The sequence below is a fragment of the Aerosticca soli genome, from assembly GCF_003967035.1.
Classification (GTDB): domain Bacteria; phylum Pseudomonadota; class Gammaproteobacteria; order Xanthomonadales; family Rhodanobacteraceae; genus Aerosticca; species Aerosticca soli.
In genome coordinates, this window is the sequence record NZ_AP018560.1 from 878,277 (window position 1) to 901,749 (window position 23,473).

At 69.3% G+C, this 23,473-nt stretch carries 24 protein-coding genes and 1 tRNA gene; 16 read left to right on the forward strand and 9 right to left on the reverse strand.

The features are described from left to right. Positions 1-31 precede the first annotated feature (31 nt). On the reverse strand, positions 32-1,807 hold the full coding sequence (locus ALSL_RS03925; protein WP_126536627.1) for an acyl-CoA dehydrogenase C-terminal domain-containing protein: 1,776 nt from the start codon (positions 1,805-1,807) through the stop codon (positions 32-34). A gap of 34 nt (positions 1,808-1,841) precedes the next feature. Then, complete coding sequence (locus ALSL_RS03930) at positions 1,842-2,324, reverse strand: putative periplasmic lipoprotein (protein ID WP_126536629.1); 483 nt, start codon at positions 2,322-2,324, stop codon at positions 1,842-1,844. A gap of 265 nt (positions 2,325-2,589) precedes the next feature. On the opposite strand from ALSL_RS03930, the gene ALSL_RS03935 reads away from it, so the two are divergent. Next, positions 2,590-3,057 (forward strand): SET domain-containing protein, encoded by a 468-nt coding sequence (locus tag ALSL_RS03935; protein ID WP_126536631.1) that lies wholly within the window; start codon positions 2,590-2,592, stop codon positions 3,055-3,057. Between the two features lie 131 nt (positions 3,058-3,188). Here the strand turns inward: ALSL_RS03935 and glpK are convergent, their stop codons facing one another. The 3 genes from glpK to glpD form a co-directional block, all read right to left on the reverse strand. Then, positions 3,189-4,688 carry a glycerol kinase GlpK gene (gene glpK, locus ALSL_RS03940; RefSeq protein ID WP_126536633.1) on the reverse strand — a complete coding sequence of 500 codons (1,500 nt, stop codon included), beginning with the start codon at positions 4,686-4,688 and terminating at the stop codon, positions 3,189-3,191. A gap of 27 nt (positions 4,689-4,715) precedes the next feature. Next, positions 4,716-5,543 (reverse strand): MIP/aquaporin family protein, encoded by an 828-nt coding sequence (locus ALSL_RS03945; protein ID WP_126536638.1) that lies wholly within the window; start codon positions 5,541-5,543, stop codon positions 4,716-4,718. Between the two features lie 77 nt (positions 5,544-5,620). After that, a complete protein-coding gene (gene glpD / locus ALSL_RS03950) occupies positions 5,621-7,126 on the reverse strand; it encodes a glycerol-3-phosphate dehydrogenase (protein ID WP_126536640.1) in 1,506 nt (501 codons plus the stop codon). Positions 7,127-7,333: 207 nt separating this feature from the next. On the opposite strand from glpD, the gene ALSL_RS03955 reads away from it, so the two are divergent. Further along, entirely contained in the window at positions 7,334-7,882 is a 549-nt protein-coding gene (locus ALSL_RS03955) for a type 1 glutamine amidotransferase domain-containing protein (RefSeq protein ID WP_126536641.1), read from the forward strand. 509 nt (positions 7,883-8,391) lie between these two features. Beyond that, positions 8,392-10,455 carry a M13 family metallopeptidase gene (locus ALSL_RS03960; protein WP_126536643.1) on the forward strand — a complete coding sequence of 688 codons (2,064 nt, stop codon included), beginning with the start codon at positions 8,392-8,394 and terminating at the stop codon, positions 10,453-10,455. 61 nt (positions 10,456-10,516) lie between these two features. On the opposite strand, the gene ALSL_RS03965 is transcribed toward ALSL_RS03960, so the two are convergent. Beyond that, on the reverse strand, positions 10,517-10,876 hold the full coding sequence (locus ALSL_RS03965; protein WP_126536645.1) for a hypothetical protein: 360 nt from the start codon (positions 10,874-10,876) through the stop codon (positions 10,517-10,519). Between ALSL_RS03965 and ALSL_RS13565 the strand changes: the two genes are divergently transcribed. Next, entirely contained in the window at positions 10,875-11,039 is a 165-nt protein-coding gene (locus ALSL_RS13565; RefSeq protein ID WP_161970927.1) for a hypothetical protein, read from the forward strand. The genes ALSL_RS03965 and ALSL_RS13565 overlap by 2 nt on opposite strands. After that, a complete protein-coding gene (locus ALSL_RS03970) occupies positions 11,036-11,716 on the forward strand; it encodes an RIO1 family regulatory kinase/ATPase domain-containing protein (protein WP_126536647.1) in 681 nt (226 codons plus the stop codon). Before ALSL_RS13565 ends, ALSL_RS03970 begins: the two co-directional genes overlap by 4 nt. Positions 11,717-11,729: 13 nt before the next feature. On the opposite strand, the gene ALSL_RS03975 is transcribed toward ALSL_RS03970, so the two are convergent. After that, entirely contained in the window at positions 11,730-12,506 is a 777-nt protein-coding gene (locus ALSL_RS03975; RefSeq protein ID WP_126536649.1) for a ferredoxin--NADP reductase, read from the reverse strand. Between the two features lie 179 nt (positions 12,507-12,685). Between ALSL_RS03975 and dusA the strand changes: the two genes are divergently transcribed. The 4 genes from dusA (at position 12,686) to ALSL_RS03995 (ending at position 16,117) form a co-directional block, all read left to right on the forward strand. Continuing rightward, a complete protein-coding gene (gene dusA / locus ALSL_RS03980) occupies positions 12,686-13,669 on the forward strand; it encodes a tRNA dihydrouridine(20/20a) synthase DusA (protein WP_126536651.1) in 984 nt (327 codons plus the stop codon). A gap of 87 nt (positions 13,670-13,756) precedes the next feature. After that, positions 13,757-14,044 (forward strand): PepSY domain-containing protein, encoded by a 288-nt coding sequence (locus tag ALSL_RS03985; protein WP_126536653.1) that lies wholly within the window; start codon positions 13,757-13,759, stop codon positions 14,042-14,044. 2 nt (positions 14,045-14,046) lie between these two features. Further along, a complete protein-coding gene (locus ALSL_RS03990; protein WP_126536655.1) occupies positions 14,047-14,739 on the forward strand; it encodes a response regulator transcription factor in 693 nt (230 codons plus the stop codon). Further along, positions 14,705-16,117 (forward strand): ATP-binding protein, encoded by a 1,413-nt coding sequence (locus ALSL_RS03995; RefSeq protein WP_126540014.1) that lies wholly within the window; start codon positions 14,705-14,707, stop codon positions 16,115-16,117. The genes ALSL_RS03990 and ALSL_RS03995 overlap by 35 nt, the downstream gene beginning before the upstream one ends. 25 nt (positions 16,118-16,142) lie before the next feature. Here ALSL_RS03995 and ALSL_RS13570 read toward each other — a convergent pair whose 3' ends face one another. After that, positions 16,143-16,439 (reverse strand): hypothetical protein, encoded by a 297-nt coding sequence (locus tag ALSL_RS13570; RefSeq protein WP_161970928.1) that lies wholly within the window; start codon positions 16,437-16,439, stop codon positions 16,143-16,145. A gap of 94 nt (positions 16,440-16,533) precedes the next feature. Here ALSL_RS13570 and ALSL_RS04005 point away from each other — a divergent pair, with 94 nt between their 5' ends. The 7 genes from ALSL_RS04005 to dusB all read left to right on the forward strand — a co-directional run bounded on the left by ALSL_RS04005 (position 16,534) and on the right by dusB (position 22,717). Then, positions 16,534-17,535 carry a biotin--[acetyl-CoA-carboxylase] ligase gene (locus tag ALSL_RS04005; RefSeq protein ID WP_231700285.1) on the forward strand — a complete coding sequence of 334 codons (1,002 nt, stop codon included), beginning with the start codon at positions 16,534-16,536 and terminating at the stop codon, positions 17,533-17,535. Then, positions 17,532-18,287: a type III pantothenate kinase gene (locus tag ALSL_RS04010; protein WP_126536659.1), complete on the forward strand. Its 756-nt coding sequence runs from the start codon at positions 17,532-17,534 to the stop codon at positions 18,285-18,287. Before ALSL_RS04005 ends, ALSL_RS04010 begins: the two co-directional genes overlap by 4 nt. Positions 18,288-18,335: 48 nt before the next feature. Beyond that, the gene (locus tag ALSL_RS04015) at positions 18,336-19,124 is read left to right on the forward strand and encodes an SPOR domain-containing protein (RefSeq protein ID WP_126536661.1); all 789 of its coding nucleotides are present in this window, start codon (positions 18,336-18,338) and stop codon (positions 19,122-19,124) included. A gap of 41 nt (positions 19,125-19,165) precedes the next feature. Next, positions 19,166-19,238: transfer RNA gene (locus ALSL_RS04020), tRNA-Thr, on the forward strand. A 189-nt stretch (positions 19,239-19,427) separates the two neighbouring features. After that, positions 19,428-20,339, forward strand: a complete 912-nt coding sequence (gene rocF, locus ALSL_RS04025; RefSeq protein WP_126536664.1) for an arginase — start codon at positions 19,428-19,430, stop codon at positions 20,337-20,339. A gap of 112 nt (positions 20,340-20,451) precedes the next feature. Next, complete coding sequence (locus ALSL_RS04030; RefSeq protein ID WP_126536666.1) at positions 20,452-21,705, forward strand: nucleoside permease; 1,254 nt, start codon at positions 20,452-20,454, stop codon at positions 21,703-21,705. A gap of 25 nt (positions 21,706-21,730) precedes the next feature. Then, positions 21,731-22,717: a tRNA dihydrouridine synthase DusB gene (dusB, locus tag ALSL_RS04035; protein WP_126536668.1), complete on the forward strand. Its 987-nt coding sequence runs from the start codon at positions 21,731-21,733 to the stop codon at positions 22,715-22,717. Here the strand turns inward: dusB and ALSL_RS04040 are convergent. Beyond that, entirely contained in the window at positions 22,675-23,397 is a 723-nt protein-coding gene (locus ALSL_RS04040; RefSeq protein ID WP_126536670.1) for an SGNH/GDSL hydrolase family protein, read from the reverse strand. The genes dusB and ALSL_RS04040 overlap by 43 nt on opposite strands. Between the last annotated feature and the right edge of the window lie 76 nt (positions 23,398-23,473).

A 23,473-nucleotide genomic window follows, 5' to 3' on the forward strand; every position in this document is an offset into this window, starting at 1 on the left:
CCGCCGCGGTCGACGGCAAGGGGCGATGACGTCAGGCCAGCTCCGGAAGAGTGGCGACGCCGGCTTCGAGCGCGGCCTTGTGCGCATGGATGCGCGGCAGGATGCGGGCGAAATAGAACATCGCAGTGTCGTGCTTGGCCTGTCGCAACGGGGCGGGGACATGACTCTTCTGCGCGGCCGCCGCGCCGCGGGCCAGGAAATAGCCCAGGGTGAGATACCCGGAGTAGTAGAGGTAATCGTTGGCGGCGGCGCCGAGCTCTTCCGGATTGGCCTGGATGCGCTGGGCCAGCTGCAGGGTGAGTTCGCCCCAGGTCTTGATGCCGGCGGCGAGCGGGCCGACGAAACCGCGCAGGCTTTCATCCGCTGCGTGCGTCTTGCAGAACGCCTCGATCTCGGCGAGGAAATGCCGGAAGCCCACGCCCTTGAGCTGCAGGATCTTGCGGCCCAGGAGGTCCGCGGCCTGGATGCCGGTGGTGCCCTCGTAAAGGGTGATGATGCGCGCGTCGCGCACGAACTGCTCCATGCCGTTTTCGACGATGTAGCCGTGTCCGCCGTACACCTGCAGCGCCTCCTTGACGCATTCCTGCGCCAGCTCGGTCACCACGCCCTTGGCGATCGGGATCAGGAAGGCGAGCAGCTCGCCGGCCTTCTGCCGTTCGGCCGTATCCTTGGCGCGCGCCTCGATGTCGGTCTGCAGTGCGGCATAGAGCACCAGCGATCGCGAGGCTTCCACGATGGCGCGCTGGGTCAGCAGCATGCGGCGCACGTCCGGATGCACCAGCAGCGGGTCGGCCGGCTTGTCGGGATAACGGGGGCCCGAGAGCGCGCGGCCCTGCAGCCGCTCGCGGGCGTAGTTCAGGCTGTTCTGCAACGCGCGCTCGGCCAGCGCCAGACCCTGCACGCCGACCGCCAGGCGCGCCGCGTTCATCATGGTGAACATCGCCGCCAGGCCCTTGTTCGGCTGGCCGATCAGGTAACCCTCGGCGCCGTCGAAGTTCATCACGCAGGTGGAGCAGCCGTGCAGGCCCATCTTGTGCTCGATGGCGCCGGCGCTCACCCGGTTGCGTTCGCCCAGCGAGCCGTCGGCCCGCACCTTGAACTTGGGCACGATGAACATCGAGATGCCGCGGCTGCCTGGCGGTGCATCGGGCAGACGCGCGAGCACGAGATGGACGATGTTCTCGGCGAGGTCATGCTCGCCCGCACTGATGAAGATCTTGGTGCCGGTGAGCCGGTAGGCGCCCTGGCCATCGGGCTCGGCGCGGGTCTTGAGCAGGCCGAGGTCGGAACCGGCCTGCGGCTCGGTCAGGCACATGGTGCCGGTCCAGCGGCCTTCGACGATGGGTTTCAGATAGAGGTGCTGCTGTTCCTCGCTGCCGTGCAGTTCCATCGCGTGGCAGGCGCCTTCCGACAGCAACGGATACAGGCTCCAGGCGAGATTGCCGCTCTGGAACAGCTCGGTGGTGGCGGTGCCCATCACCGCCGGCAGGGCCTGGCCGCCGAATTTTTCCGGCATGGTGAGGCCCGCCCAGCCGCCTTCGGCGAAAGCCTTGAAGGCCTCCTTGAAACCCTTGGGCGTGGTCACCGTGGCGCTTGCCTTGTCGTAATGGCAGCCTTCGGCGTCGCCGCTCTCGTTGAGCGGCGCGAGCACCTGCTCGCTGAGCTTGCCGGCTTCCTCCAGCACCGCATCGAGCAAGTCACGGGTGTGACCCTCACCGCCCTCGAGCCGGGTCAGCACGGTCTCGGCATCGAGCACGTCGAAGAGGGCGAAACGCTGGTCGTCGAGCGGGGCCTTGTAGAGCGTCATGGCGGATTTCCTCTGCGAAAGACGGGTGGGTCGGTTAGCGGTAGGTATGTGCGACGCCGGGCACCGGCGAGAGCCAGTCGTTGCCGTGGAAGGGAAACTCGCGCGGCTCGGTTTCCTTTTCCGGGGTCGCGCGCACCGTGCCGCTGAGGCTGTAAGGCAGCGCGCCGCTGCTGCCCTTGGCGTCGATCGCGTGCAACGCGGCGGTCATCTCCGGGGTGGGCAGCACGTCCAGCTCGAGCACGTCGCCGGCCAGCGCGGGAATGTCCAGATCGAAGCGCGCGTGCAGCCGCACCGGCAACAAGTCGGCGACCTTGAACTCGCCCTCGAGCGCGGTGAAGGTCATGCCGGCATAGCTGTTGTTCTGGATGCGCACGGTCAGATGCCAGCGCCCGTCGGGCAGCACCTTGAGCTGCTGCACGCTGAGCGAGGGCGGAAACACACTCTTGCGCGGCGACCCGCCGCAGGCGCTCAAACCCAAGGCCAGCAGGGCAACGAGGAACCAGCGCAGCGCACGCATCGCGTGTCTCCAAACGGTCGTTTGAATGGCCGATTCTAACCGTGTTTACCCCGGCAGAGTCGAGCCGCCGCGCGGGGCCGCAGCCTTTTGCGCAATGGACGCCGGAAAGTCAGCGGATGGGCTGCGTACCAGGCGCCGCGATCGGCAAGAGATCGTGGTGGTTTCCGGCCGCGACAGCCATCGGAAGCATCCTGCGGGTTTCGCCTTGTCTTGCGAACGGGCATGATCGCGTGGACTTTGAGCAAGCCACCGGGGAATGCCAAAAATGCCGCGCCGCTTCGTCGCCCGCCGCTCGCCCATCCATGGCACCGGCGTGTTCGCCACTGCGCCGATCGCCAGGGGCGAGACCATCGTCGAGTACAAGGGCACGCTGATGACCCACGCCGAGGCCGATGCGCTGTACGGCGACAGCGGCGAGACGGGGCATACCTTCCTGTTCACCCTCAACGAGCGGTACATCGTCGATGCCAATCGTGGTGGCAACACCGCGCGCTGGATCAACCACAGCTGTGCGCCCAACTGCCAGGCGCTGATCGAGGAAAGTCCAGACGGCGACCCGCGCAGGGACCGCATCGTGATCGAGGCGCTGCGCGACATCCGGCCGGGCGAGGAGCTGACCTACGACTACGGCATCGTGCTCGAGGTGCCGCACACGCCGCGTCTCAAGAAGTTGTGGAAATGCCTGTGCGGCGCGCCGAACTGCACCGGCACGCTGCTGAAACCCAAGCGCTGAAAAAGACGCCGCCGCGCATGTCGGCGGCGGCGTCGGTTACGCGCTTTCCCAAATCCTCGGTTTTGAAGAGCCTGCGCGGCTTGGGTTCCGGGCTGACGGCTGTGGCGCCGGTCGCTACGGCCGTTTTGGGTTCAGACGCGGAAGGCCATGGTCGCCTCGACCGCGCGTTGCCAGCCGCGATAGAGCGCCTCGCGCTGCTCGGCCGGCATCTGCGGCTCGAAGCGGCGGTCGACCGCCCATTGCCGCGCGATCTCCTCGCGGTCGCGCCAGAAACCGGTGGCGAGGCCGGCCAGATAGGCCGCACCCAGTGCCGTGGTCTCGCCCACCTTGGGGCGCAGCACCGGCACGCCGAGGATGTCGCTCTGGAACTGGGCGAGGAAGTCGTTGGCGATGGCGCCGCCGTCGGCGCGCAGCTCCTTGAGCTCGATGCCGGCATCGGCCTGCATGGCCGAGAGCACGTCGCGGGTCTGGTAGGCCATCGATTCCAGGGCGGCGCGGATGAAGTGTTCCTTGGTGGTGCCGCGGGTGAGTCCGAACACCGCGCCGCGCACGTCGCTGCGCCAGTACGGCGCGCCGAGTCCCACGAAGGCCGGCACCAGATACACGCCGCCGTTGTCGCGCGCACGCTCGGCGTAGGACTGCGAGTCGCTGGCCTTGCCGAACATGCGCAGGCCGTCGCGCAGCCATTGCACCACCGAGCCGGCGACGAAGATCGCCCCTTCCAGCGCGTATTCCACTTCGCCGTCCAGGCCCCAGGCGATGGTGGTGAGCAGGCCGTTCTTCGAGGCGACCGCCTTGTCGCCGGTGTTCATCAGCATGAAGCAGCCGGTGCCGTAGGTGTTCTTGGCCATGCCCGGCTCGAAACAGGCCTGGCCGAACAGCGCGGCCTGCTGGTCGCCGGCCACGCCCGCGATGGGCACCTTGGCGCCGAGGAAACTGGCCGGCGTGGTGTGGCCGTAGATTTCGCTGGAGGAACGCACCTCCGGCAGCATCGCGCGCGGCACGTCGAGCAGGGCGAGCAGGTCGTCGTCCCAGCGGCGGCGATGGATGTCGTAGAGCAGGGTGCGCGAGGCATTGGTGACGTCGGTGACGTGCGCGGTGCCGCCGGTCAGGTTCCAGATCAGCCAGCTGTCGATGGTGCCGAAGGCCAGCTCGCCGCGCGCCGCGCGTTCGCGCGCGCCCTCGACGTGGTCGAGGATCCACTTGACCTTGGTGCCGGAGAAGTACGCATCGATCAGCAGCCCGGTGCGCTCGCGGATCAGCCCTTCGTGGCCGCCCGCTTTGAGCTCATCGCAGATCTCGCGGGTCTGCCGCGATTGCCAGACGATGGCGTTGTGGATCGGCTGGCCGCTGGCCTTGTCCCAGACCACGGTGGTTTCGCGCTGGTTGGTGATGCCGATGCCGGCGATCGCCGCCGGCGGCACCTGCGCGTTGTTCATCACCTCGGTGATGGTGGTGAGCACGCTGGTCATGATCTCGCGCGGGTTGTGCTCGACCCAGCCGGGTTGCGGAAAGAGCTGGGTGAATTCGCGCTGGGCGACGCCGGCGATGCGCCCGGCATGGTCGAACAGGATGGCGCGCGAACTGGTGGTGCCCTGATCGATGGCAAGGACGTAGGATGATTGAGTCATGGCATGCGCTCCGGTCGATGTCGCGGATCAGACGTTGCGGGTGTCGGCACCCGCGTCCGTGGTGGTGAGCACGCGCAGCCGCGCGGGCAGGAACGGATAGATCAGCCATTGGTAGGCGGCGGCGCCGATCACGCCGCCGAGCAGCGGGCCGACGATCGGGATCCACCAGTAGTTGTCGGGCGAGGGCAGCGCGGAGCGGCCCCAGCCGGCGAAGAAGGCGAACAGGCGCGGCCCGAAGTCGCGCGCCGGATTGATTGCCCAGGCTTCGAGGTAGCCCATCGAGGCGCCGATGGTGGCGACCAGCAGGCCGATCATCAGCGCGCCCGAATTGGCGCGCGGCGCCAATTCGTTGTACTGCTCGGTGATGGCGAAGATGCCGAACAGCAGGAAGGCGGTGAGGATGATCTGGTCGGAGAGCGCGTGCATCGGCGTGATCGCCAGCCCCGGATGGGTGAAGAACACGCCGGCCGCGCCGCCGGCCTCGCGGGTGAGCTGGTGCGCGGCGTTGTAGTGGTCGATCACCGGCGCGAACAAGAGATACACCACGCCCGCGCCGAGAAAGCCGCCGATCACCTGCGCCACGCTGTAGGGCAGCACTTTCTTCCACGGGAAACCGCGAAACAGCGCCAGCGCGAGCGTCACCGCCGGATTGGCATGCGTGCCCGACACCGAGCCGGTGGCATAGATGGCGATGGTGACCGCCAGCCCCCAGGCGATGCACACGCCCCAGTAGGCGTTCTGGTAGGGGCTGGGGTCGTAGAGCACGTACATGCAGGCGACCGAATCGCCAAGCGCGATGATGATGAAGACGGCGACGGCTTCGGAGATGAGTTCGCCAAGCAGGGTTCGATTCATACGATTGGCCTCTCGATGGATGAAGGTCGCGCAACCGGCGCGGCGGCGGTCGAACGGGAGTGCCCCGCGGCGCGGCCTTAAGCGGTGCCGGCCGCGGCGGATTGCGTATCGGCGAGATAGGCCGCCAGGCGTGCGGCGTCGGCGGGCGTCACGTGCAGGCCGAGCTTGCTGCGGCGCCAGAGGATGTCCTCGGCGGTCTGCGCCCATTCGTGCTCGCGCAGGTAATCGACCTCGGCCTGATAGAGCTCGGCGCCGAACGCGATGCCGAGCGCGTCGAGCGAGCCGGCTTCGCCCAGGATGCGTTCGCCGCGCGTGCCGTATTGGTGCGCCAGCCGCCAGGCGAGACTCGCGGTCAGCCACGGGCGCTGCGCGCGCCATGCGTCCGCCAATGCATTCGGGTCGCGCTCGCCGCCGGGCAGCGGCTGCGCAGGGTCGGACGTCCACGCGCCGCCGCGCGTCGGCAGCACGTTCGCGAGCAGGTCCAGCGCCTCCTCGCCGAGCCTGCGGTAAGTGGTCAGCTTGCCGCCGAACACGTTGAGCAGCGGCGCGCCGTCGGTGTCCAGTTCCAGGCGGTAGTCGCGGGTGACTTCCGAGGCGTTCTGCTGGTGATCGTCGAGCAGCGGACGCACGCCGCTGTAGCTCCACACCACGTCGGCCGGCGCGATCGCGCGGCGGAAATAGCGGTTCACCGCCGCGCACAGGTAGGCGGTTTCCTCCGCGTCGATGTGTACCTGGGCCGGATCGCCGTGATAGTCGACGTCGGTGGTGCCGATCAGCGTGTAGTCGTGCTCGTAGGGGATGGCGAAGACGATGCGGCGGTCCGGCTGCTGGAAGATGTAGGCGTGGTCGTGCTCGAACAGCCGGCGCACCACGATGTGGCTGCCCTTGACCAGCCGCAGCGTGTGCGTGTGAGGCACGTGCGCGATCTCGTCGAGAAAGCGCACCGCCCACGGTCCGGTCGCGTTCACCAGCGCGCGTGCCGTGAGCGTGCGTTCACGGCCGGCGGCATCGGCCAGCGTGACCTGCCAGTGCCCAGCCGAGCGCACCGCGGCGACGCAGCGCGTGCGCGGCAGGATCTCGGCGCCGCGCGCGGCGGCATCCATCGCGTTCAGCACCGCCAGGCGCGCGTCCTGCACCCAGGCGTCGGAATAGACGAAACCGGTATGGAACTGCGGCTTCAGCGGTGCGCCGAGGGGGTTGCCTTCGAGCCGGATGCGCCGCGAGCCGGGCAGACTCCGGCGCCGGCCCAGATGGTCGTAGAGGAACAGGCCCAGGCGGATCATCCAGGCCGGGCGCAGATGCGATTCGTGCGGCAACACGAAGCGCAGCGGCCAGATCACGTGCGGGGCCAGCTTCAGCAGCACCTCGCGCTCGGCCAGCGCCTTGCCGACCAGGGCGAATTCGTATTGCTCCAGATAGCGCAGGCCGCCGTGGATCAGCTTGGTGCTGGCGCTGGAGGTGTGCGCGGCCAGATCGTCGCGTTCGCACAGGCACACCGACAGGCCCCGTCCGACGGCATCGCGGGCGATGCCCACCCCATTGATGCCGCCACCCACCACCATGACATCGACCATGCCGGTCATCCCTGCCTCCATCGAACCAGCGCCGGCCTAGCAACCGCTGCGCGAGGGCCGATGGTAGCGCCGCAAAAACGGCGCTGCGCACGCGGCGCAGCATGTGCGAAGGCGCAGCGCAAACGCGATCACGGAATGCTGATGACACGCACACCCGCTGTGCATCGGGCACCCGGCACACTCGGCTTTTTTCAAGGCAACCGAAGGAGGTTTTCCATGACTTCGCATCCGCGGCTTTCCGGACGCAAGATCGCCATCCTCGCCACCCACGGTTTCGAGTATTCCGAGCTCACCGAACCCAAGCGCCAGTTGGAACAGGCCGGCGCCACGGTGAAGGTGGTCGCGCCGGACGGCAGCGACTCGATCAAGGGCTGGAAGGGCGGCGACTGGGCCGATGCGGTCAAGGTGGACCTGCCGCTGTCGCAGGCCCGCGTCGAGGATTTCGACGCGCTGGTGCTGCCCGGCGGCGTGCTCAATCCCGACCAGCTGCGGCTCAAGCCCGAGGCGATCCAGTGGATCGCCCGCTTCGGCCATGCCGGCAAGCTCATCGCGGCCATCTGCCACGGACCGTGGACGCTGATCGATGCCGGCCTGGTCAAGGGGCGCCGCGTCACTTCCTGGCCTTCCCTGCGCAAGGATCTGGAAAACGCCGGCGCGCAGTGGGAGGACAGCCAGGTGGTGCGCGACGACAAGCTCATCACCAGCCGCAAGCCCGACGACATCCCGGCCTTCGTCCAGGCCATCGTCGAGGCATTGGCCGGCTGATGGGGGAGGGCGGGCCCGGCGACCGAGCGCCGCTGCCGGGCCCGTCACCGGCCTTGCGCCTCACCCATGCCTCGCCGCGGTTGCAGCGGGGCGCTTCTTTGCCACACACGCGCGCATTCGGCCGCATTCAGCAGTGCGCCTACGGTCGACGTTCGACGGGCGGTTCAGGACGAGGGTTTGGGGCGATGCCTGGGCTCGCGCTGGGGCTGGGGATCGTTTTGCGGCTCGCGCGTGGACGCATCATCCGGCATCCGCTCGGGCGATGGCCCTTGGCGGGGCGTCGGTTGCTGCTCGGGGTAGCCGGCCGTGCCCGGCGGGCGACGTGCACCTTTCTGATCGACCATGGTCGTTCTCCTCAACCCGAAGCCGGTAAGTCTCGCCGCCCCGGCGGCCATGCCATGTGAATGGCGGGCGAGGGATGCGTTCGCGCCGGCGCCGGACGGTCCGTTTCCCCGTGCAGGCCGCTTGGGTCCATCATGTGCACGGGGGATTTCAAAAAAGGACGCTCCATGCGACACACCCGTTTGTCTTTTTCGCTCAGGCTCCTCGTCGGCGGCGCGCTGAGCGTGGGTGTCTTGGCGGCCTCGGCGCAGACCCTGCGCAGCGGCATCGATCTGGCCGGCATGGACCGTTCGCTGCGGCCGGGCGACGACTTCGAGGCTTACGCCAATGGCCAGTGGCGCAAGCAGGCGGTGATCCCGCCCGATCGCGCCAGCACCGGCGTCTTCCTGCAGGTGTTCGAGAAGGCCGAGCAGCGCACCGCCGCACTGGTGCAGGGGCTTGCCGCCGCGCCGCAGGCACCGGGCGGCGAGGCACGCAAGATCGCCGACTACTACCGCGCCTTCATGGACGAGGATGCGATCGAGCGCGCCGGGCTTGCGCCACTCGGGCCCGCGCTCGCCACCATCGACGCGATTCGCGATCGCACCGGCCTTGCCCGTGCGCTGGGCGGCCAGCTGCGGGCCGACGTCGACCCGATCAACGCCACCCATTTCCATACGGCGCACCTGTTCGGTCTGTTCGTGACCCAGGGCCTGGAGGATCCCGCTCACAACATGCCCTATCTGCTGCAGGGTGGGCTCGGCATGCCCAGCCGCGAGTACTACCTCTCGACCGGGCCGGCCATGGCTGCGGCGCGCGGCGCCTACCGGACCTATGTCGCCAAACTGTTGCGCCTGGCCGGCGATGCCGATGCCGAACGCAAGGCCGGCGCGGTGCTCGATCTCGAAACCCGCATCGCCCGCGCCCAGGCCAGCCTGGTCGACAGCGAGGACGTACACAAGGCCAACAACCCTTGGCCGCGTGCAGCCTATGCCAGCCGTGCACCCGGACTCGACTGGACGACCTTCTTCGCCGCCGCCGGGCTGGATCACGTGCCGGTGGTCGACGCCTGGCAGCCGCAGGCGATCCGCGACCTTTCCGCGCTGGTGGCCAGTCAGCCCCTGGACAGCTGGAAGGCATGGCTGCGCTTTCATGCCATCGACGAGGTCGCGCCCCTGCTGCCCCGGGCCTATGCCGAGGCGAGCTTCGACTTCCACGGCCGCACCCTACAGGGCACGCCCACCCAGCGCGAGCGCTGGAAGCGCGCCCTTGCCGCGGTGAATGCGGATCTGGGCGACGCGGTCGGCAAGCTGTACGTGCAGCGGTATTTCCCGGCCTCGTCCAAGGCACAGGTGCAGGCCCTGGTGAAGCACATCCTCGCCGCCTTCGACGAGCGCGTGGACGGGCTGGACTGGATGACCCCGGCGACCAAACAGAAGGCCAAGGCCAAGATCGCCACGCTGAGAGTCGGCGTGGGCTATCCGGACACCTGGCGCGACTACGCGGCGCTCGAGATCCGCGCGGACGATCCGGTCGGCAACCGGCTGCGCGCGGAGAGGTTCGAATACGAACACCAGAAGGCCAAGCTTGGCCAGCCGGTGGACCGCGGCGAATGGTGGATGACGCCGCAGACGGTGAACGCGGTGAACCTGCCGCTGCAGAACGCGCTCAACTTCCCGGCGGCGATCCTGGAGGCGCCGTTCTTCGACCCGGCCGCCGATGCCGCCAGCAATTACGGTTCGATCGGCGCGGTGATCGGCCACGAGATCAGCCACAGCTTCGACAATACCGGCGCCGAATTCGACGACCAAGGCCGGCTGGCCAATTGGTGGACGCCGGCCGACCAGGCGCATTTCAAGGCGGCGGGGCAGAAGCTCGTCGCGCAGTACGACGCCTACGAGGTGCTGCCTGGCCTGCACATCAACGGCCAGCAGACCCTGGGCGAGAACATCGCCGACGTCTCCGGACTCACCGCGGCATACGTGGCCTACCACAAGTCGCTGGGCGGCCGGCCCGCGCCGGTGCTGGACGGGCTCGACGGCGACCAGCGGTTCTTCCTCGCCTTCGCCCAGTCCTGGCGCGAAAAGACCCGCGAGGCGGCGTTGCGCCAGCAGGTGATCACCGACGGCCACGCGCCGGGTCGCTTCCGGGCGCAGACCGTGCGCAACCTGGACGCCTGGTACGACGCTTTCGGCGTGCAGGCGGGCGAGAAGCTCTATCTCGCTCCCGCCGAGCGGGTACGGATCTGGTGACCGGCAAAAACCTAAGGCCCGTCGTCCGGGCCTCGGGGCGGCAAGATGAGGTTTCGCGGCCTTACCAGGCGCGCACTTCGGCCACGCTCACCGTGTAAGTCTGCATGCTCGGCTGATAGCGGAACAGCCGGCCAAGGTCGAAGTCCACCGATTGTCCCGGCGCGATATTGGTGGTGCCGGCCGGCCAGCCTTTCTTGGACTGCACGATGTTGCCGCTGGCGTCCTTGGCGTCGACCTGGATCTGCGCGGCGGCGGCTTCGGCACAATGGTTGACCAGCTGGCCTTTCATGCTCATGCGCGGGCTGCCGGCAGCCGCGACGACCTTGAAATCCTGGATGACGAAGTCGGTGGGGGCGCAGGCGGCATGGGCGGCCAGCGGCGAGGTGAGGAACAACAGAGCGGAGGCGAACAAGGTTTTCATGGGCGATTTCGTCAACGGCATGTCGCTGCAGATGCGACGCAATCCTGATCGGCCGCTGCTCGCAGAACTTGAGCCCTCGACGAAGCCGCAGGCGCGTGCCGCCCGAGGCTTCCGGCACGGGCCTGAAACCCGCGGTGAAGCCAGTGAGTGGTCGGCCCCATGAATGACGGAACCCGTTCCGACGACAGCCGGCGCATCGCGCACAGGCTGCTCAAGGCCGACGAACTCGGCCGCATCGAACTCGTCGAGCAGCAAGGGATGGCGATGATCCGCCGCGATCTCGGCACGGCGCGCTGGTGGGCGCGACGCTTTGCCCGTCGCGCGGCGGCCCGCGAGGCGCGTGCGCTGGCGCGGCTCGCCGGTGTCGAGGGCGTGCCCGCCCTGCTCGCCTGGCACGCTGATGAGCTGCTGCGCAGTTATCTCGACGGCTTGCCGATGCAGCAGGCGCGTCCAAGTGATCGTGCCTATTACCGCGGGGCGCTGCGGCTGCTGGCGCGGCTGCATCGGCGCGGGGTGGTGCACAACGATCTGGCCAAGGAACCCAACTGGCTGGTACTGGCCGATGGTCGCCCGGCAGTGGTGGATTTCCAGCTCGCCTGGACCGTGCGCCGGCGCGGCCGGCTGTTCCGCCTGCTGGCGCGGGAGGATCTGCGCCATCTGCTCAAGCACAAGCGCACGTATTGTCCCGAGGCGCTGAGCGCGCGGCAGCGGGCCATCCTCGCCACGCCGGCGGCGCCGGCGCGCTGGTGGCGCGCCACCGGCAAGCGTCTGTACAAGCTGATCGCGCGGCGCCTGTTCGGCTATTGGGACAACGAGGGCAAGGGCCGCGTGCGCGACTGAGGGTGTGGCGGGCTCACTTCTCGACGAAGGCGCGCTCGAACACGTAGTCGCCGGGCTCGCCGGTTCGCGGCGAGGCGACGAAGCCGTGCGCATCGAGCAGCGCGCGCAGCTCGGCCAGCATCGCCGGGCTGCCGCACAGCATCACCCGGTCGGTGGCAGGGGTGATCTGCGGCAGGCCGATGTCGCGGCTGAGCTGGCCGCTTTCGATCACCTGCGGGATGCGGCCCTGATGGCGGAAGGGTTCGCGGGTGACGGTGGGGTAATAGATCAGCTTCTCGCGCACCATCTCGCCCAGATATTCGTGCTGCGGCAGCTCGCGCTCGATGTAGTCGGCGTAGGCGAGATCGTTCACGTGACGCACGCCGTGCACCAGCACGACCTTCTCGAAGCGTTCGTAGGTTTCCGGCTCGCGGATCAGGCTCATGTAGGGCGCCAAGCCGGTACCGGTGCCGAGCAGGTACAGATGCCGACCGGGCTTCAGGTCGTCCAGCACCAGCGTGCCGGTGGGCTTGCGGCTGACGATGATCGGATCGCCCGGCTTGATGTGCTGCAGGCGCGAGGTGAGCGGGCCGTCGGGCACCTTGATCGACAGGAACTCCAGGTGTTCCTCCCAGGTCGCGCTGGCGATCGAATAGGCGCGCATCAGCGGGCGGCCGTCCACTTCCAGGCCGATCATCACGAACTGGCCGCTGACGAAGCGGAAGCCCGGGTCGCGGGTGGTGCGGAAGGAGAACAGGCTCTCGTTCCAGTGCTGCACGTCGATCACGTGCTCGGTCGCCAATGCCACCATGGGGAGCGTCTCGGATAGTTGCGGGGGAAAGGCCATCGGCCGCTGCCAGCCGCTGGGCTGGCAAACGCATGACAAGCCCGCCATTTTAGCCCATGCCGGTAGCGTCACGCGGCGTGGGCTTGCGGCAGGATGCCGCCTGGCTTTGCGCGCCGGGCGCGGCTTTCGCGACAATGCCACCCATGCCCCCGTCGACCGCGACTGCCGCCGCGTCCTGGCGCCTTTGCGTGGCGCCGATGCTGGACTGGACCGATCGCCACTGCCGCTATTTCCATCGCCTGCTGGCGCCGCACGCGCGGCTCTACACCGAGATGGTGACCAGCGCGGCGCTGGTGCGCGGCCATGCCTTGCATCTGCTCGAACACAGCGACGAGGAACGGCCGCTGGCCCTGCAGCTGGGCGGCAGCGACCCGGCCGAACTCGCCGCCGCCGCCCGGCTCGGCGCGGCGGCCGGCTACGATGAGATCAACCTCAACGTCGGTTGTCCTTCCGACCGTGTGCAGTCTGGCCGCTTCGGCGCCTGCCTGATGCGCGAGCCGACGCTGGTCGCCGATTGCGTGCGCGCGATGCGCGGGGCGGTGGACGTGCCGGTGACGGTGAAGTGCCGCCTCGGCGTGGACGATCAGGACACCTATGCCGATCTGCAGCGCTTCACCGAAGCCGTGCTCGAAGCCGGCGTGCGCACGCTCCTGGTGCATGCGCGCAAGGCCTGGCTCCAGGGCTTGAGTCCGAAGGAAAACCGCGAGATCCCGCCGCTGGACCATGCGCGCGTCTATCGCCTGAAGCGCGAGTTTCCCGAACTCGTCGTGGTGATCAATGGCGGCATCGGCACGGTGGACGAGGCGCGTGCGCATCTGGCGCAGGTCGACGGCGTGATGATCGGCCGCGCCGCCTACCACGACCCCTATTTCCTGGCGCGTCTCGAGCAGGCGCTGTATGGCACGCCGCCGCCCGCGCGCGAGGCGGTGCTGGACCGGCTGCGGCCGTACGCGCAGGCCGAACTGGCACGGGGCACCGCGCTCGCGCACATCACGCGGCACGTGCTCGGGCTCTATCACGGCGAACCTGGCGCGCGTGCCTTCCGGCGCGCCCTGAGCGAGGGCGCGCACCGGTTGGGGGCCGGCTGGGCGCTGGTCGAGCAGGCCCGTCCCGGCCGGGTCGCCTGATCCCGCGTTGGCCGTCCGGTCGGCATTCAGCCATGCCGGGCTAGGCTGCCACGCCCCACCGGCACACGATTCGGTGACGATCCTTTCATGCGCAAACGCTTATTGATCCTCGTGCTGCCGGCGCTGGCCGGCACGGCCGCGCACGCGGCACGCCAGGAGCTCTCGCTGGAGCAGGCGGTGGCGCACGTGCAGCAGGAAAGCGGCGGCACCATACTCTCGGCCGACACCCAGCATCGTGGCCGCCGGGTCGAGTACCGGATCAAGGTGCTCACTCCCGATGGCCACGTGCGGGTCCTGGCGGTGCCGGCCGACGGCTCCGCCGAATCCACCAAGAGCCCGGCCGGCAACGGCGCGGGCGGCAAGGAGAAACATTAAAGATGCGCATCCTTCTGGTAGAGGACGAAGCCCCCTTGCGCGAAACTCTGGCCGCGCGCCTGAAACGCGACGGTTTCGCCGTCGATGCCGCGCAGGACGGCGAGGAAGGCCTGTACATGGGCCGCGAGGTGCCGTTCGACCTCGCCATCATCGACCTCGGCCTGCCCAAGCTGTCGGGCATGGACCTGGTCAAGGCCCTGCGCGAGGCCGGGCAGCGCTATCCGATCCTGATCCTCACCGCGCGCGGCAGCTGGCAGGACAAGGTCGAGGGTTTGAAGCACGGCGCCGACGACTACATGGTCAAGCCGTTCCACGTCGAGGAGCTTCTGGCGCGGATCAACGCGCTGGTGCGGCGCGCCAGCGGCTGGTCCAAGCCCGTGCTGACCTGCGGGCCGGTCAAGCTCGACACCACCGCGCAGACGGTCACGGTGGAAGGCAAGCCGGTCGACCTCACCAGCTACGAATACAAGGTGCTCGAATACCTGATGCTGCATGCCGGCGAGCTGGTCTCCAAGGCCGACCTCACCGAGCACATCTACCAGCAGGATTTCGATCGCGACTCCAACGTGCTCGAAGTGTTCATCGGCCGCCTGCGCCGCAAGCTCGACCCGGAAGGCAGCCTGAAGCCGATCGAAACCGTCCGTGGCCGTGGGTACCGCTTTGCCATCCCGCGCAGCGACGGCGACGAGGAGTGACCCGCCGCGCCGGCCGGCCTCGCTGGCCGCGCGCGCGGCGATGGCCACCGGGCTGGTGCTGGCCGGCTTCCTCGGGCTGGTCGGGCTGACGCTTTCGCGCGCCAGCCACGAGGCGGCGCTCAAGGCGCTGCACGACCGGCTGGAGAACTACCTCATCTCCTACGTGGCCGGCACCGACATCGCCAGCCGCACCGGCAAGCCCTATCCGCCGGACACCCCGCCCGATCCGCGTTTCTCGCGGCCCGGCTCGGGCCTGTATGCGGTGGCGATCGGCGCGGACGGTTTCCACTGGGAATCGGCTTCCGCGGTCGGCCGGGACTTCAGCTTCCTGCGGCCGCTGCCGCCGGGACAGAGCGTGTTCGTCGGGCCGGTCGACACCGGCATGGGACGCATCTACTACTACGCCTACGGCGTGGCTTTCGACAACCCGCCGCGCAAGCCGACCGAGCTCACCTTCATGGTGGCGCAGACCGAAGACCAGTTCGAGGGCGAGCGGGCGGTGTACCGGCGCACGCTGGTGCTGATGCTGTCGGTGCTGGGGCTGACCTTGATCGTGCTGCAGCTGCTGCTCCTGCGCTGGAGCCTGACCCCGCTGCGTCGCGTGGCCAGCGACATGAGCCGGGTCGAGCGCGGCGAGAGCGAGCACCTGGACAGCCAGTATCCGATCGAGCTCACCACCCTCACCGGCCGCATCAACAGCTTCATCGACAACGAGCGCGAGCAGCGCGAACGCACGCGCAACACCCTGGCCGATCTCGCGCACAGCCTGAAGACGCCGCTGGCGGTGATCCGTTCGCGGCTGGAATCCGGCGACGACGATGCCAGCCTGCGTGCCGACATCCTTGCCCAGGTCCAGCGCATGGATGAACTCGTCGCCTACCAGCTCGCGCGGGCGGCGACCTCGGGCCGGCAGACTTTCGCCGCCGCGGTGCCGGTGGCTGGACATGCCGAGGACCTGGTCCGCAGTCTGGAGAAGGTCTACGCGGCGAAAAACCTCCTGTGCGAGTTCGACATCGAGCCCGGTGCCGTGTTCTACGGCGAAACCGGCGATCTGCTCGAACTGTTGGGCAACCTGCTGGAAAACGCCTTCAAGTGGGCCAGGCACCACGTGTTGCTGGTGGTGCGCATGCACCCCGAACCCGGCCGGTCACGCCCGGGCCTCGAGCTCAGTGTGGAGGACGACGGCCCCGGCATTCCGCCCGAGCAGGTGGAGCGCGTGCTGCAACGAGGCGTGCGCGGCGACGAGCGCGTCCAGGGCCATGGCATCGGGCTTTCGATCGTGCAGGATCTGGTCAAGGCCTATCACGGCGAACTGGTGGTCGACCGCTCGCCGGAATTCGGCGGTGCGCGCTTCAGCGTGCGTCTGCCCGCCTCGTGAGCGCCAGGGCGGCGCCCGCCCGTGGTTACTGGATCGAGCCCGGCAGCAAGGAAGGCCAGCCGCGGCCGCTGCGGTGCGTGGCGGGCGCGTAGGGCGTCGCGGCGGCCGGCTCGCCGGCGCTGGCCGGAGGCGGTGAGCGGTCGTCACCGCGCGCCCCGCTGGCATGGCCCAGGTTCATGAGGTCGACCGGCGAGGCGCCATCCCGGCTCGCATCGTTCGCGCCGTGGCTGCCCGAATCCTGCAGGCTGTCTTCGACGGCATGGGCCGTGCCGAGAAGACCGAGCGCGAGCGCGCCTCCGATCAAGAGCTGCCGGGCAAGCATTGTCGTCATTCCGTGAAACCCACCGTCGCCGCATGCTGGCAGAAACGCCGCCCGGCTGCCAGTGCGCCCCTGCGCGGGCTTTAGAATGCCCCTCATGTCGATGCCATCCTTTCCTGGTGCGTCTGCGTCCGATGCCGCCGCACGCGACCTGCTCGCCGCGCTGGCTTCCGGGCATCCTGTCGATACCGCGGCGCTGGCACGGCGGCTCGGTCTCGGAGAGCCGGCGCTGCTGGCCGTGGCCGAGTCGCTGCGCGCCCGTGGTCTGCCGCTCGCGCGCACGGACGAGGGTCTGCGGCTGCCTTGGCCGCTCGAATGGCTCGATGCGCAGGCGATCCGTGCCGCGTTGCCGCCGGCTCTGCGTGAGCTTGCCATCGAGGTTCACTGGGAGCTCGATTCCACCTCCAGCGAGCTGCTGCGTCGCGTCGGCGACATCGCCGACGAGAGCTTCGTGCTGGCCGAGACGCAGAGCGCCGGGCGCGGTCGCCGCGGGCGGCACTGGCTGTCGCCGCCCGGCCTCAATCTCTATCTTTCCTGCCGCAAGCGCTTCGCGCGGGAGCCGGCGGCGCTGACGGGGCTGTCGCTGGCCGTCGGCGTGATGGTGGTGCAGGCGCTGGCGCGGTTCGGCCTGAGCGGACTCGGGCTCAAGTGGCCCAACGACGTCGTCGCCGAGGACGGCAAGCTCGCCGGCATCCTGGTCGAGCTCGCCGGCGAGCGCGGGCAGGGATGTGCGGCGGTGATCGGCATCGGGCTCAACGTGCGGCTGACGGGCGAACTCAAGGCGCAGATTGGCCAGCCGGCTTGCGATCTCGCCACGCTCTGCGGCGGCCGGCCGCCCGCGCGCAACCGCGTCGCCGCCGCCTTGATCGAAGCCTTGCACGAAGGGCTGCACACCTTCGATGTCCAGGGGTTCGGCGCGTTTCGCGCGGCCTATGCCGCCTGCGACGTGTTGCGGGGCCGCGCGCTGCGGCTTTCCGGGGCCGTGCCGGCCGAGGAGGGTGTCGGCGCCGGCGTGGACGCGCGCGGCGCGCTGCTGCTGCGCACCGCGCACGGTCTTGTGCCGGTCGACAGCGGCGAGGTTACGGTGCGCCCGGCATGAGGTTGCTGCTCGATCTGGGCAACACGCGGCTCAAATGGGCGCTGCAGGACGACGCCGCGCGGGATTGGCTGGCGCGCGGCACGGCCGCCTGGGAGGCCGGCATGGAGGGCGTGCTCGCCGAGGCCTGGCGTGGCCGTCCGGCGGTGAGCCAGGTGCTCGGCGCCTCGGTGGTGGATGTCGGACGCGAGGCGCAGATCGCCCGCTGCGTGACGCAGATCTTCGGTCGGACGCCCTCCTGGGTGCGCACACCGGCCACGGCCGGCGGCGTGCGCAACGGCTATGCCGAGCCCGCACGGCTGGGCGTGGACCGCTTCCTGGCCATGCTTGCCGCGCATGCCGATGCGCTGGGCGACTGCATCCTGGTCGGCGTCGGTACCGCGCTCACCCTCGATGCCTTGACCGCGGGCGGCGAGCACCTGGGCGGGCTGATCGCGCCGGGGCCGCAGCTCATGCAGCGCAGCCTGCTCGGCGCCACCGCCCGTGTCCGTCCGCAAGGTCCGGGGCGGGTGGTGGAGGCGGCCGACAACACCGCCGATGCGGTGACTTCCGGCTGCTGGCTGGCGGCGGCTGCGCTGGTCGAGCGTTTCGCCGCGCGCATGTCGGCCCGGCTGGGCGGCGCCGCCCTGGTCGCCATCGACGGCGGCGATGCGGACGCACTGATCCGGCTGCTGCCCGGACCGGTCCGGCGCCGGCACGACAGCGTGCTGCATGGTCTTGCCGTGTGGGCGCGCGCTGTCGGGGACGCGCGTTAGACTGCGGCGACGCCGGCCGGCGCGCCAGCTTGGGTTTCGGGGAAGGGGATGTTGCTGCGCTTGATTTTCGTGCTGCTGGTGGCGCTGAACATCGCGGTCGGCGCCTGGCTGTGGCTGGGGCGCGAAGACGGCTACGTGCCTGCCCCCAGCGACCCCGGCGTGCCCCGGCTCGCCTTGTTGGCCGAGCGTCCGGCGCCGGCGGCTTCAGCCCCTCCGCCGGCGGCCGCGCCGCATGCCGCTGGCAGTGCGCCGGCCGTGGCTTCGGTGGCGGCCGTCGGCGTGGCCGGATCCGCGCCTGCGCCGGCCACCACGACCGCCGTCCTTCCGGTTGCCGCCGCATCGCTCGCCCCGGCGCCGGCCCCGGCCGGTCCGCTGCAGACGCATCGCTATGCCTGCGTCGCGATCGGCCCCTTCGAGAACGCACAGGCGTTGCATGCGGCCCGTGCGCGGCTGGCGCCGCACGCAGCCAAATTGCGTTCCCGCCAGGAGCGGTCCGTGCAAAGTCGCGGTTGGTGGGTGTTCTTGCCCGCCGCCAGCCGCGCGCAGGCGCAGGGCCTCGCGGCGCGACTGGAGGCCGCCCACGTGGGCGATCACTTCCTGGTCGGCGGCGGCGATCAGCCCAATGCCGTCTCGCTCGGTCTGTTCAAGGACCCGGCCAATGCGCGCAAGCGTCGCGACGAGGTGGCGGCGGCCGGCTTCGCGGCGCAGATGGTCGAGCGCACCGAGCCGGTGACCGAATACTGGCTGGACGTCGCCACCGAGCCTCCGCAGGGCGAGTCGGTGCTGAAGCGGCTGCGCGCCGAGGGCATGGGTTCGCACAGCACCAGCTGCTTCTGAAAAACACCGACCCGAGGCACTGCTAGAATGCCGCCCCCTGTGCCGGCATAGCTCAGTTGGTAGAGCAACCGCCTTGTAAGCGGTAGGTCGTCCGTTCGAGTCGGACTGTCGGCATGTCCCTTGGGCATCCTGCGGCGCGGTGCATGACCGCGCCGCGCTCCATGAATCTGAGGGCTTACGCCCTGGATGCAGTGCCGGGGCATCCTGCCCACGGACAGGAGGCGCTGAATCGATCGGCGCTTCCCTTACTCGGTTTTCCGCGGTCCGTATGGGCCGCCTTTTGACAGGCCGGAGGTGTTGTCCATGCCGCGTGCGGTTTCCTTGATCGGCGTGCCGACCGACATCGGTGCCGCCCACCGCGGCGCCTCGATGGGGCCGGAGGCCCTGCGGGTGGCGCAGCTCGACCAGCGCCTGGCGCGGATGGGTCTGGACGTGTGCGATCGCGGCAACCTGCACGGTCCGTTCAATCCCTGGCAGCCGCCGCAGGACGGCTATCGCCATCTGGAAGAGGTGATCGCCTGGAACCGGGCCCTGCACGATGCGGTGCGGGCGGAGCTTGCGCAGGAGCGGCTGCCGATCGTGCTCGGCGGCGATCACAGTCTGGCGATCGGCTCGATCAGCGCGGTGGCGCGACATTGCCGCATGCACGGCAAGCGCCTGCGGGTGCTGTGGCTGGATGCGCATGCCGACGCCAACACCTCGTCGAGCACGCCATCGGGCAACGTGCACGGCATGCCGGTCGCCTGCCTGTGCGGCACCGGTCCGGCCGGGCTGGTCGAGATCGGAGGTCAGGTGCCGGCGGTGGACGCCGCGGCGTTCCGCCAGATCGGCATCCGTTCGGTGGACGAAGGCGAAAAACGCCTGGTGCGCGAGGCCGGGCTCGTCATCTTCGACATGCGCCACATCGACGAGGTCGGCATGCGCCGCACGATGGAGGAGGCGCTGGCCGGGGTGGACGACAACACCCACCTGCACGTGAGTTTCGACGTCGACTTTCTGGATCCGGCGATCGCTCCCGGGGTCGGCACCGCGGTGCGCGGTGGCCCGACCTACCGCGAGTCGCAGCTGTGCATGGAGATGATCGCCGACACCGGCCGGCTCGGCTCGCTCGACATCGTCGAGCTCAATCCCGCCTTCGACAAGCGCAACCAGACCGCGCGGCTGGCGGTGGATCTGGTCGAGTCGCTGTTCGGCAAGTCCATCCTGATCCGCTAGCCGCTGCCGCAGCGCGCCTTGCCCGGCCGCGGCGGCTTCTTCTACGCTGCGGTTTTCGCGGTTCCGCCGCATCCTGCGCGCGGGCCGACACCGCCCGAGGGGGAACCCACGCATGCCCGGATCGTCCGCAGCCCTCAAGCTGCGCCTGATTGCGATGAACTTCCTGCAGTTCTACGTATGGGGTGCCTGGCTCACCACCATCGGCGCGTACTGGTTCCAGACCCGTCACTGGGGTGGCGCGCAGTTCGGCGCGATCTTCTCGACCATGGGGCTGGCTTCGCTGTTCATGCCGGCGCTGATGGGCATCGTCGCCGACAAGTGGGTCCACGCCGAGCGGCTGTACGGCGTGCTGCACCTGGTGGGTGGCGCATTGCTGTTCCTGGTGCCTGCGGTCGACGATCCGCGCACGCTGTTCTGGCTGATGCTGGCCAACATGTGCTGCTACATGCCGACCATCGCGCTGTCGATCGCAGTGGCCTTCAATGCGCTCAAGCGGGCGGGGCTGGACATCGTCACCGACTATCCGCCAGTGCGGGTCTGGGGCACGGTGGGTTTCATCGTGGCGATGTGGACCACCAGCCTGCTGCATCTGGAAACCTCGCCCGGGCAGTTCCGCGTCGCCGGCGCGGCGGCGCTGCTGCTCGGCTTGTATGCCTTCAGCCTGCCGCCGTGTCCGCCGCGCGACACCCGTCATGCCACCCTCGCCGAGGCGCTCGGCCTGCGCGCGTTCGCGCTCCTGCGCCGCTACGACATGGCGGTGTTCTTCCTGTTCGCGATGGCGCTCGGGGCCGCGTTGCAGCTCACCAACGCCTACGGCGACACCTTCCTGCATGATTTCGGCAAGCAGCCGCAGTACCAGGGGCTGCTCACCGTGCGCTATCCGAACATCGTGCTGTCCATTTCGCAGATGTCCGAGACGCTGTTCATCCTCACCATCCCGTTTTTCATGCGCCGTTTCGGCATCAAGACGGTGATGCTGATCAGCATGGTCGCCTGGGTGCTGCGCTTTGGCCTGTTCGCCTATGGCAATCCGGCCGGCCTGCTGTGGATGCTGGTGCTCTCCAACATCGTCTACGGCATGGCGTTCGACTTCTTCAACATCTCCGGCTCGCTGTTCGTGGAAAGCCAGGCCGATCCGGCCATCCGCGCCAGCGCCCAGGGCCTGTTCATGCTGATGACCAACGGCGTCGGCGCGGTGCTCGGCAGCTCGCTGAGCGGCTGGCTGATCGAACGCTTCTTCACCGCCCCGGACGGTGCGCTCGACTGGCATGGCATCTGGCTCTCCTTCGCCGGCTACGCACTCGTCGTCACGCTGCTCTTTGCCGTGCTGTTCCGCGCCCCGCGCACGGCGCCGTCCGCCGCCTGAAGGGGGCGGACGCTATCATTGGCCGATGCAGATCGGTCCCTACCGCATCGACCCGCCGCTGGTGCTCGCGCCCATGGCGGGGGTCACCGACAAGCCGTTCCGCCTGCTGTGCAAACGGCTGGGCGCGGGCCTGGCGGTGTCGGAAATGACCAGTGCCGATCCGGCGCTGTGGCACACGCGCAAATCGCTCAAGCGCATGGACCACGCCGGCGAGCCGGCGCCGGTGAGCGTGCAGATCGCCGGGCACGACCCGGCCATGCTGGCCGAGGCCGCGCGCCACAACGTCGCCCAGGGCGCGCAGATCATCGACATCAACATGGGCTGCCCGGCCAAGAAGGTGTGCAACGTCTGGGCCGGGTCCGCGCTGCTCAAGGACGAGGCGCTGGTGGCGCGGATCTGCCGTGCCGTGGTCGCCGCCGTGCCGGTGCCGGTCACGCTCAAGATCCGCACAGGCTGGGATCGCGAGCACAAGAATGCGCTGGCCATCGCGCGGATTGCCGAGGATGCCGGCATCGCCGCGCTCGCCATCCACGGGCGCACCCGCGCCGACCGCTACGAGGGTGAGGCCGAGTACGAGACCATCGCCGCGGTGAAGGCCGCGGTGGGGATGCCGGTGATCGCCAACGGCGACATCGCCTCGCCCGAGCAGGCGCGGCAGGTGCTCGCCTGCACCGGCGCCGACGCGCTGATGATCGGCCGCGCCGCGCAGGGACGGCCCTGGATCTTCCGCGAGATCGCCCACTACCTTGCCCATGGCAACCTGCTGCCCGAACCCGCGCCCGCGGAGGTCGGCGCGATCCTGAAGGACCACCTCGAGCAGCTGTATGCCTTCTACGGCGAGCCCGCGGGCGTGCGCATCGCGCGCAAGCATCTGTCCTGGTATGCCGGTGGCCGTCCGCATGACGCGGCTTTCCGCGCGCTGATCAACCGCGCCGAAAGCGCGGCCGAGCAGTTGCGCGTGACCTGCGCCTATTTCGAGGCGCTGGCCGCCGGCACGCCGCTCGCCGCCTGAGGCGCGGCCGACAGGGCGGCGATCACCGGCCGCAAGCGTGCGCTCCAGAGCGCATAGCCGGCCGAGTTCATGTGTAGCCCGTCGGCACCGAAGAGTTCGGCACGCGGCCTGCCCTTCGCGCCGAGCATCGCCTTGGTGACGTCGACGAAGCGCACGTCGTGACCGCCCGCCCATGCCGCGATCAGCCGGTTGGCCTCCTGCATCGCCGGCCACAGCGACCAGCGCGCCGGGCTCGGCTTGATCGAGATGTAGACGATCGGCACGCCCGGCAGCTCGCGGCGCACGCGCGCCACGAAGGCCGCCACGTCCGTCGCCACGCGCTGCGGCGTATGGCCTTCGGCGATGTCGTTGTCGCCGGCATAGAACACGATCAGCCGCGGCCGGTAGGGCAGCACCACGCGGTCGGCATAGGCAGTGACCTCGGCCACCGTCGAGCCGCCGAAGCCGCGGTTCAGCACCGGCACGCCCGGAAAGTCCGCCTCCAGCGTGCACCATTTGACGATCGAGGAACTGCCGGTGAAGAGCACGCTGCCGGGCGGGGGCGGGTGCAGGCGGTCGGCGGCGACGAAGGCGTCGATCGCAGCCTGCCAGCGCGCGGGATCCGCGGCGGCATGGATGCTGCAGGCCGCCAGTAGAGCGATGAAACCAAGCAGGCCACGAAGGCGAAGGCATGCGCGCATGGGCAGGTCGTCCGGGGCGAAGGGGAACGGCCGTCTCCACGAGGCCGTCATGCGAGTGTGCCAGAGTGCGCATGCA

Bases quoted from the DNA above. Each gene is read 5' to 3' on its own strand.
- ALSL_RS03925 (WP_126536627.1), bottom strand. From the start codon at position 1,807: ATGACGCTCTACAAGGCCCCGCTCGACGACCAGCGTTTCGCCCTCTTC.
- ALSL_RS03930 (WP_126536629.1), bottom strand. From the start codon at position 2,324: ATGCGTGCGCTGCGCTGGTTCCTCGTTGCCCTGCTGGCCTTGGGTTTG.
- ALSL_RS03935 (WP_126536631.1), top strand. From the start codon at position 2,590: ATGCCGCGCCGCTTCGTCGCCCGCCGCTCGCCCATCCATGGCACCGGC.
- glpK (WP_126536633.1), bottom strand. From the start codon at position 4,688: ATGACTCAATCATCCTACGTCCTTGCCATCGATCAGGGCACCACCAGT.
- ALSL_RS03945 (WP_126536638.1), bottom strand. From the start codon at position 5,543: ATGAATCGAACCCTGCTTGGCGAACTCATCTCCGAAGCCGTCGCCGTC.
- glpD (WP_126536640.1), bottom strand. From the start codon at position 7,126: ATGACCGGCATGGTCGATGTCATGGTGGTGGGTGGCGGCATCAATGGG.
- ALSL_RS03955 (WP_126536641.1), top strand. From the start codon at position 7,334: ATGACTTCGCATCCGCGGCTTTCCGGACGCAAGATCGCCATCCTCGCC.
- ALSL_RS03960 (WP_126536643.1), top strand. From the start codon at position 8,392: ATGCGACACACCCGTTTGTCTTTTTCGCTCAGGCTCCTCGTCGGCGGC.
- ALSL_RS13565 (WP_161970927.1), top strand. From the start codon at position 10,875: ATGGGCGATTTCGTCAACGGCATGTCGCTGCAGATGCGACGCAATCCT.
- ALSL_RS03965 (WP_126536645.1), bottom strand. From the start codon at position 10,876: ATGAAAACCTTGTTCGCCTCCGCTCTGTTGTTCCTCACCTCGCCGCTG.
- ALSL_RS03970 (WP_126536647.1), top strand. From the start codon at position 11,036: ATGAATGACGGAACCCGTTCCGACGACAGCCGGCGCATCGCGCACAGG.
- ALSL_RS03975 (WP_126536649.1), bottom strand. From the start codon at position 12,506: ATGGTGGCATTGGCGACCGAGCACGTGATCGACGTGCAGCACTGGAAC.
- dusA (WP_126536651.1), top strand. From the start codon at position 12,686: ATGCCCCCGTCGACCGCGACTGCCGCCGCGTCCTGGCGCCTTTGCGTG.
- ALSL_RS03985 (WP_126536653.1), top strand. From the start codon at position 13,757: ATGCGCAAACGCTTATTGATCCTCGTGCTGCCGGCGCTGGCCGGCACG.
- ALSL_RS03990 (WP_126536655.1), top strand. From the start codon at position 14,047: ATGCGCATCCTTCTGGTAGAGGACGAAGCCCCCTTGCGCGAAACTCTG.
- ALSL_RS13570 (WP_161970928.1), bottom strand. From the start codon at position 16,439: ATGCTTGCCCGGCAGCTCTTGATCGGAGGCGCGCTCGCGCTCGGTCTT.
- ALSL_RS04005 (WP_231700285.1), top strand. From the start codon at position 16,534: ATGTCGATGCCATCCTTTCCTGGTGCGTCTGCGTCCGATGCCGCCGCA.
- ALSL_RS04010 (WP_126536659.1), top strand. From the start codon at position 17,532: ATGAGGTTGCTGCTCGATCTGGGCAACACGCGGCTCAAATGGGCGCTG.
- ALSL_RS04015 (WP_126536661.1), top strand. From the start codon at position 18,336: ATGTTGCTGCGCTTGATTTTCGTGCTGCTGGTGGCGCTGAACATCGCG.
- rocF (WP_126536664.1), top strand. From the start codon at position 19,428: ATGCCGCGTGCGGTTTCCTTGATCGGCGTGCCGACCGACATCGGTGCC.
- ALSL_RS04030 (WP_126536666.1), top strand. From the start codon at position 20,452: ATGCCCGGATCGTCCGCAGCCCTCAAGCTGCGCCTGATTGCGATGAAC.
- dusB (WP_126536668.1), top strand. From the start codon at position 21,731: ATGCAGATCGGTCCCTACCGCATCGACCCGCCGCTGGTGCTCGCGCCC.
- ALSL_RS04040 (WP_126536670.1), bottom strand. From the start codon at position 23,397: ATGCGCGCATGCCTTCGCCTTCGTGGCCTGCTTGGTTTCATCGCTCTA.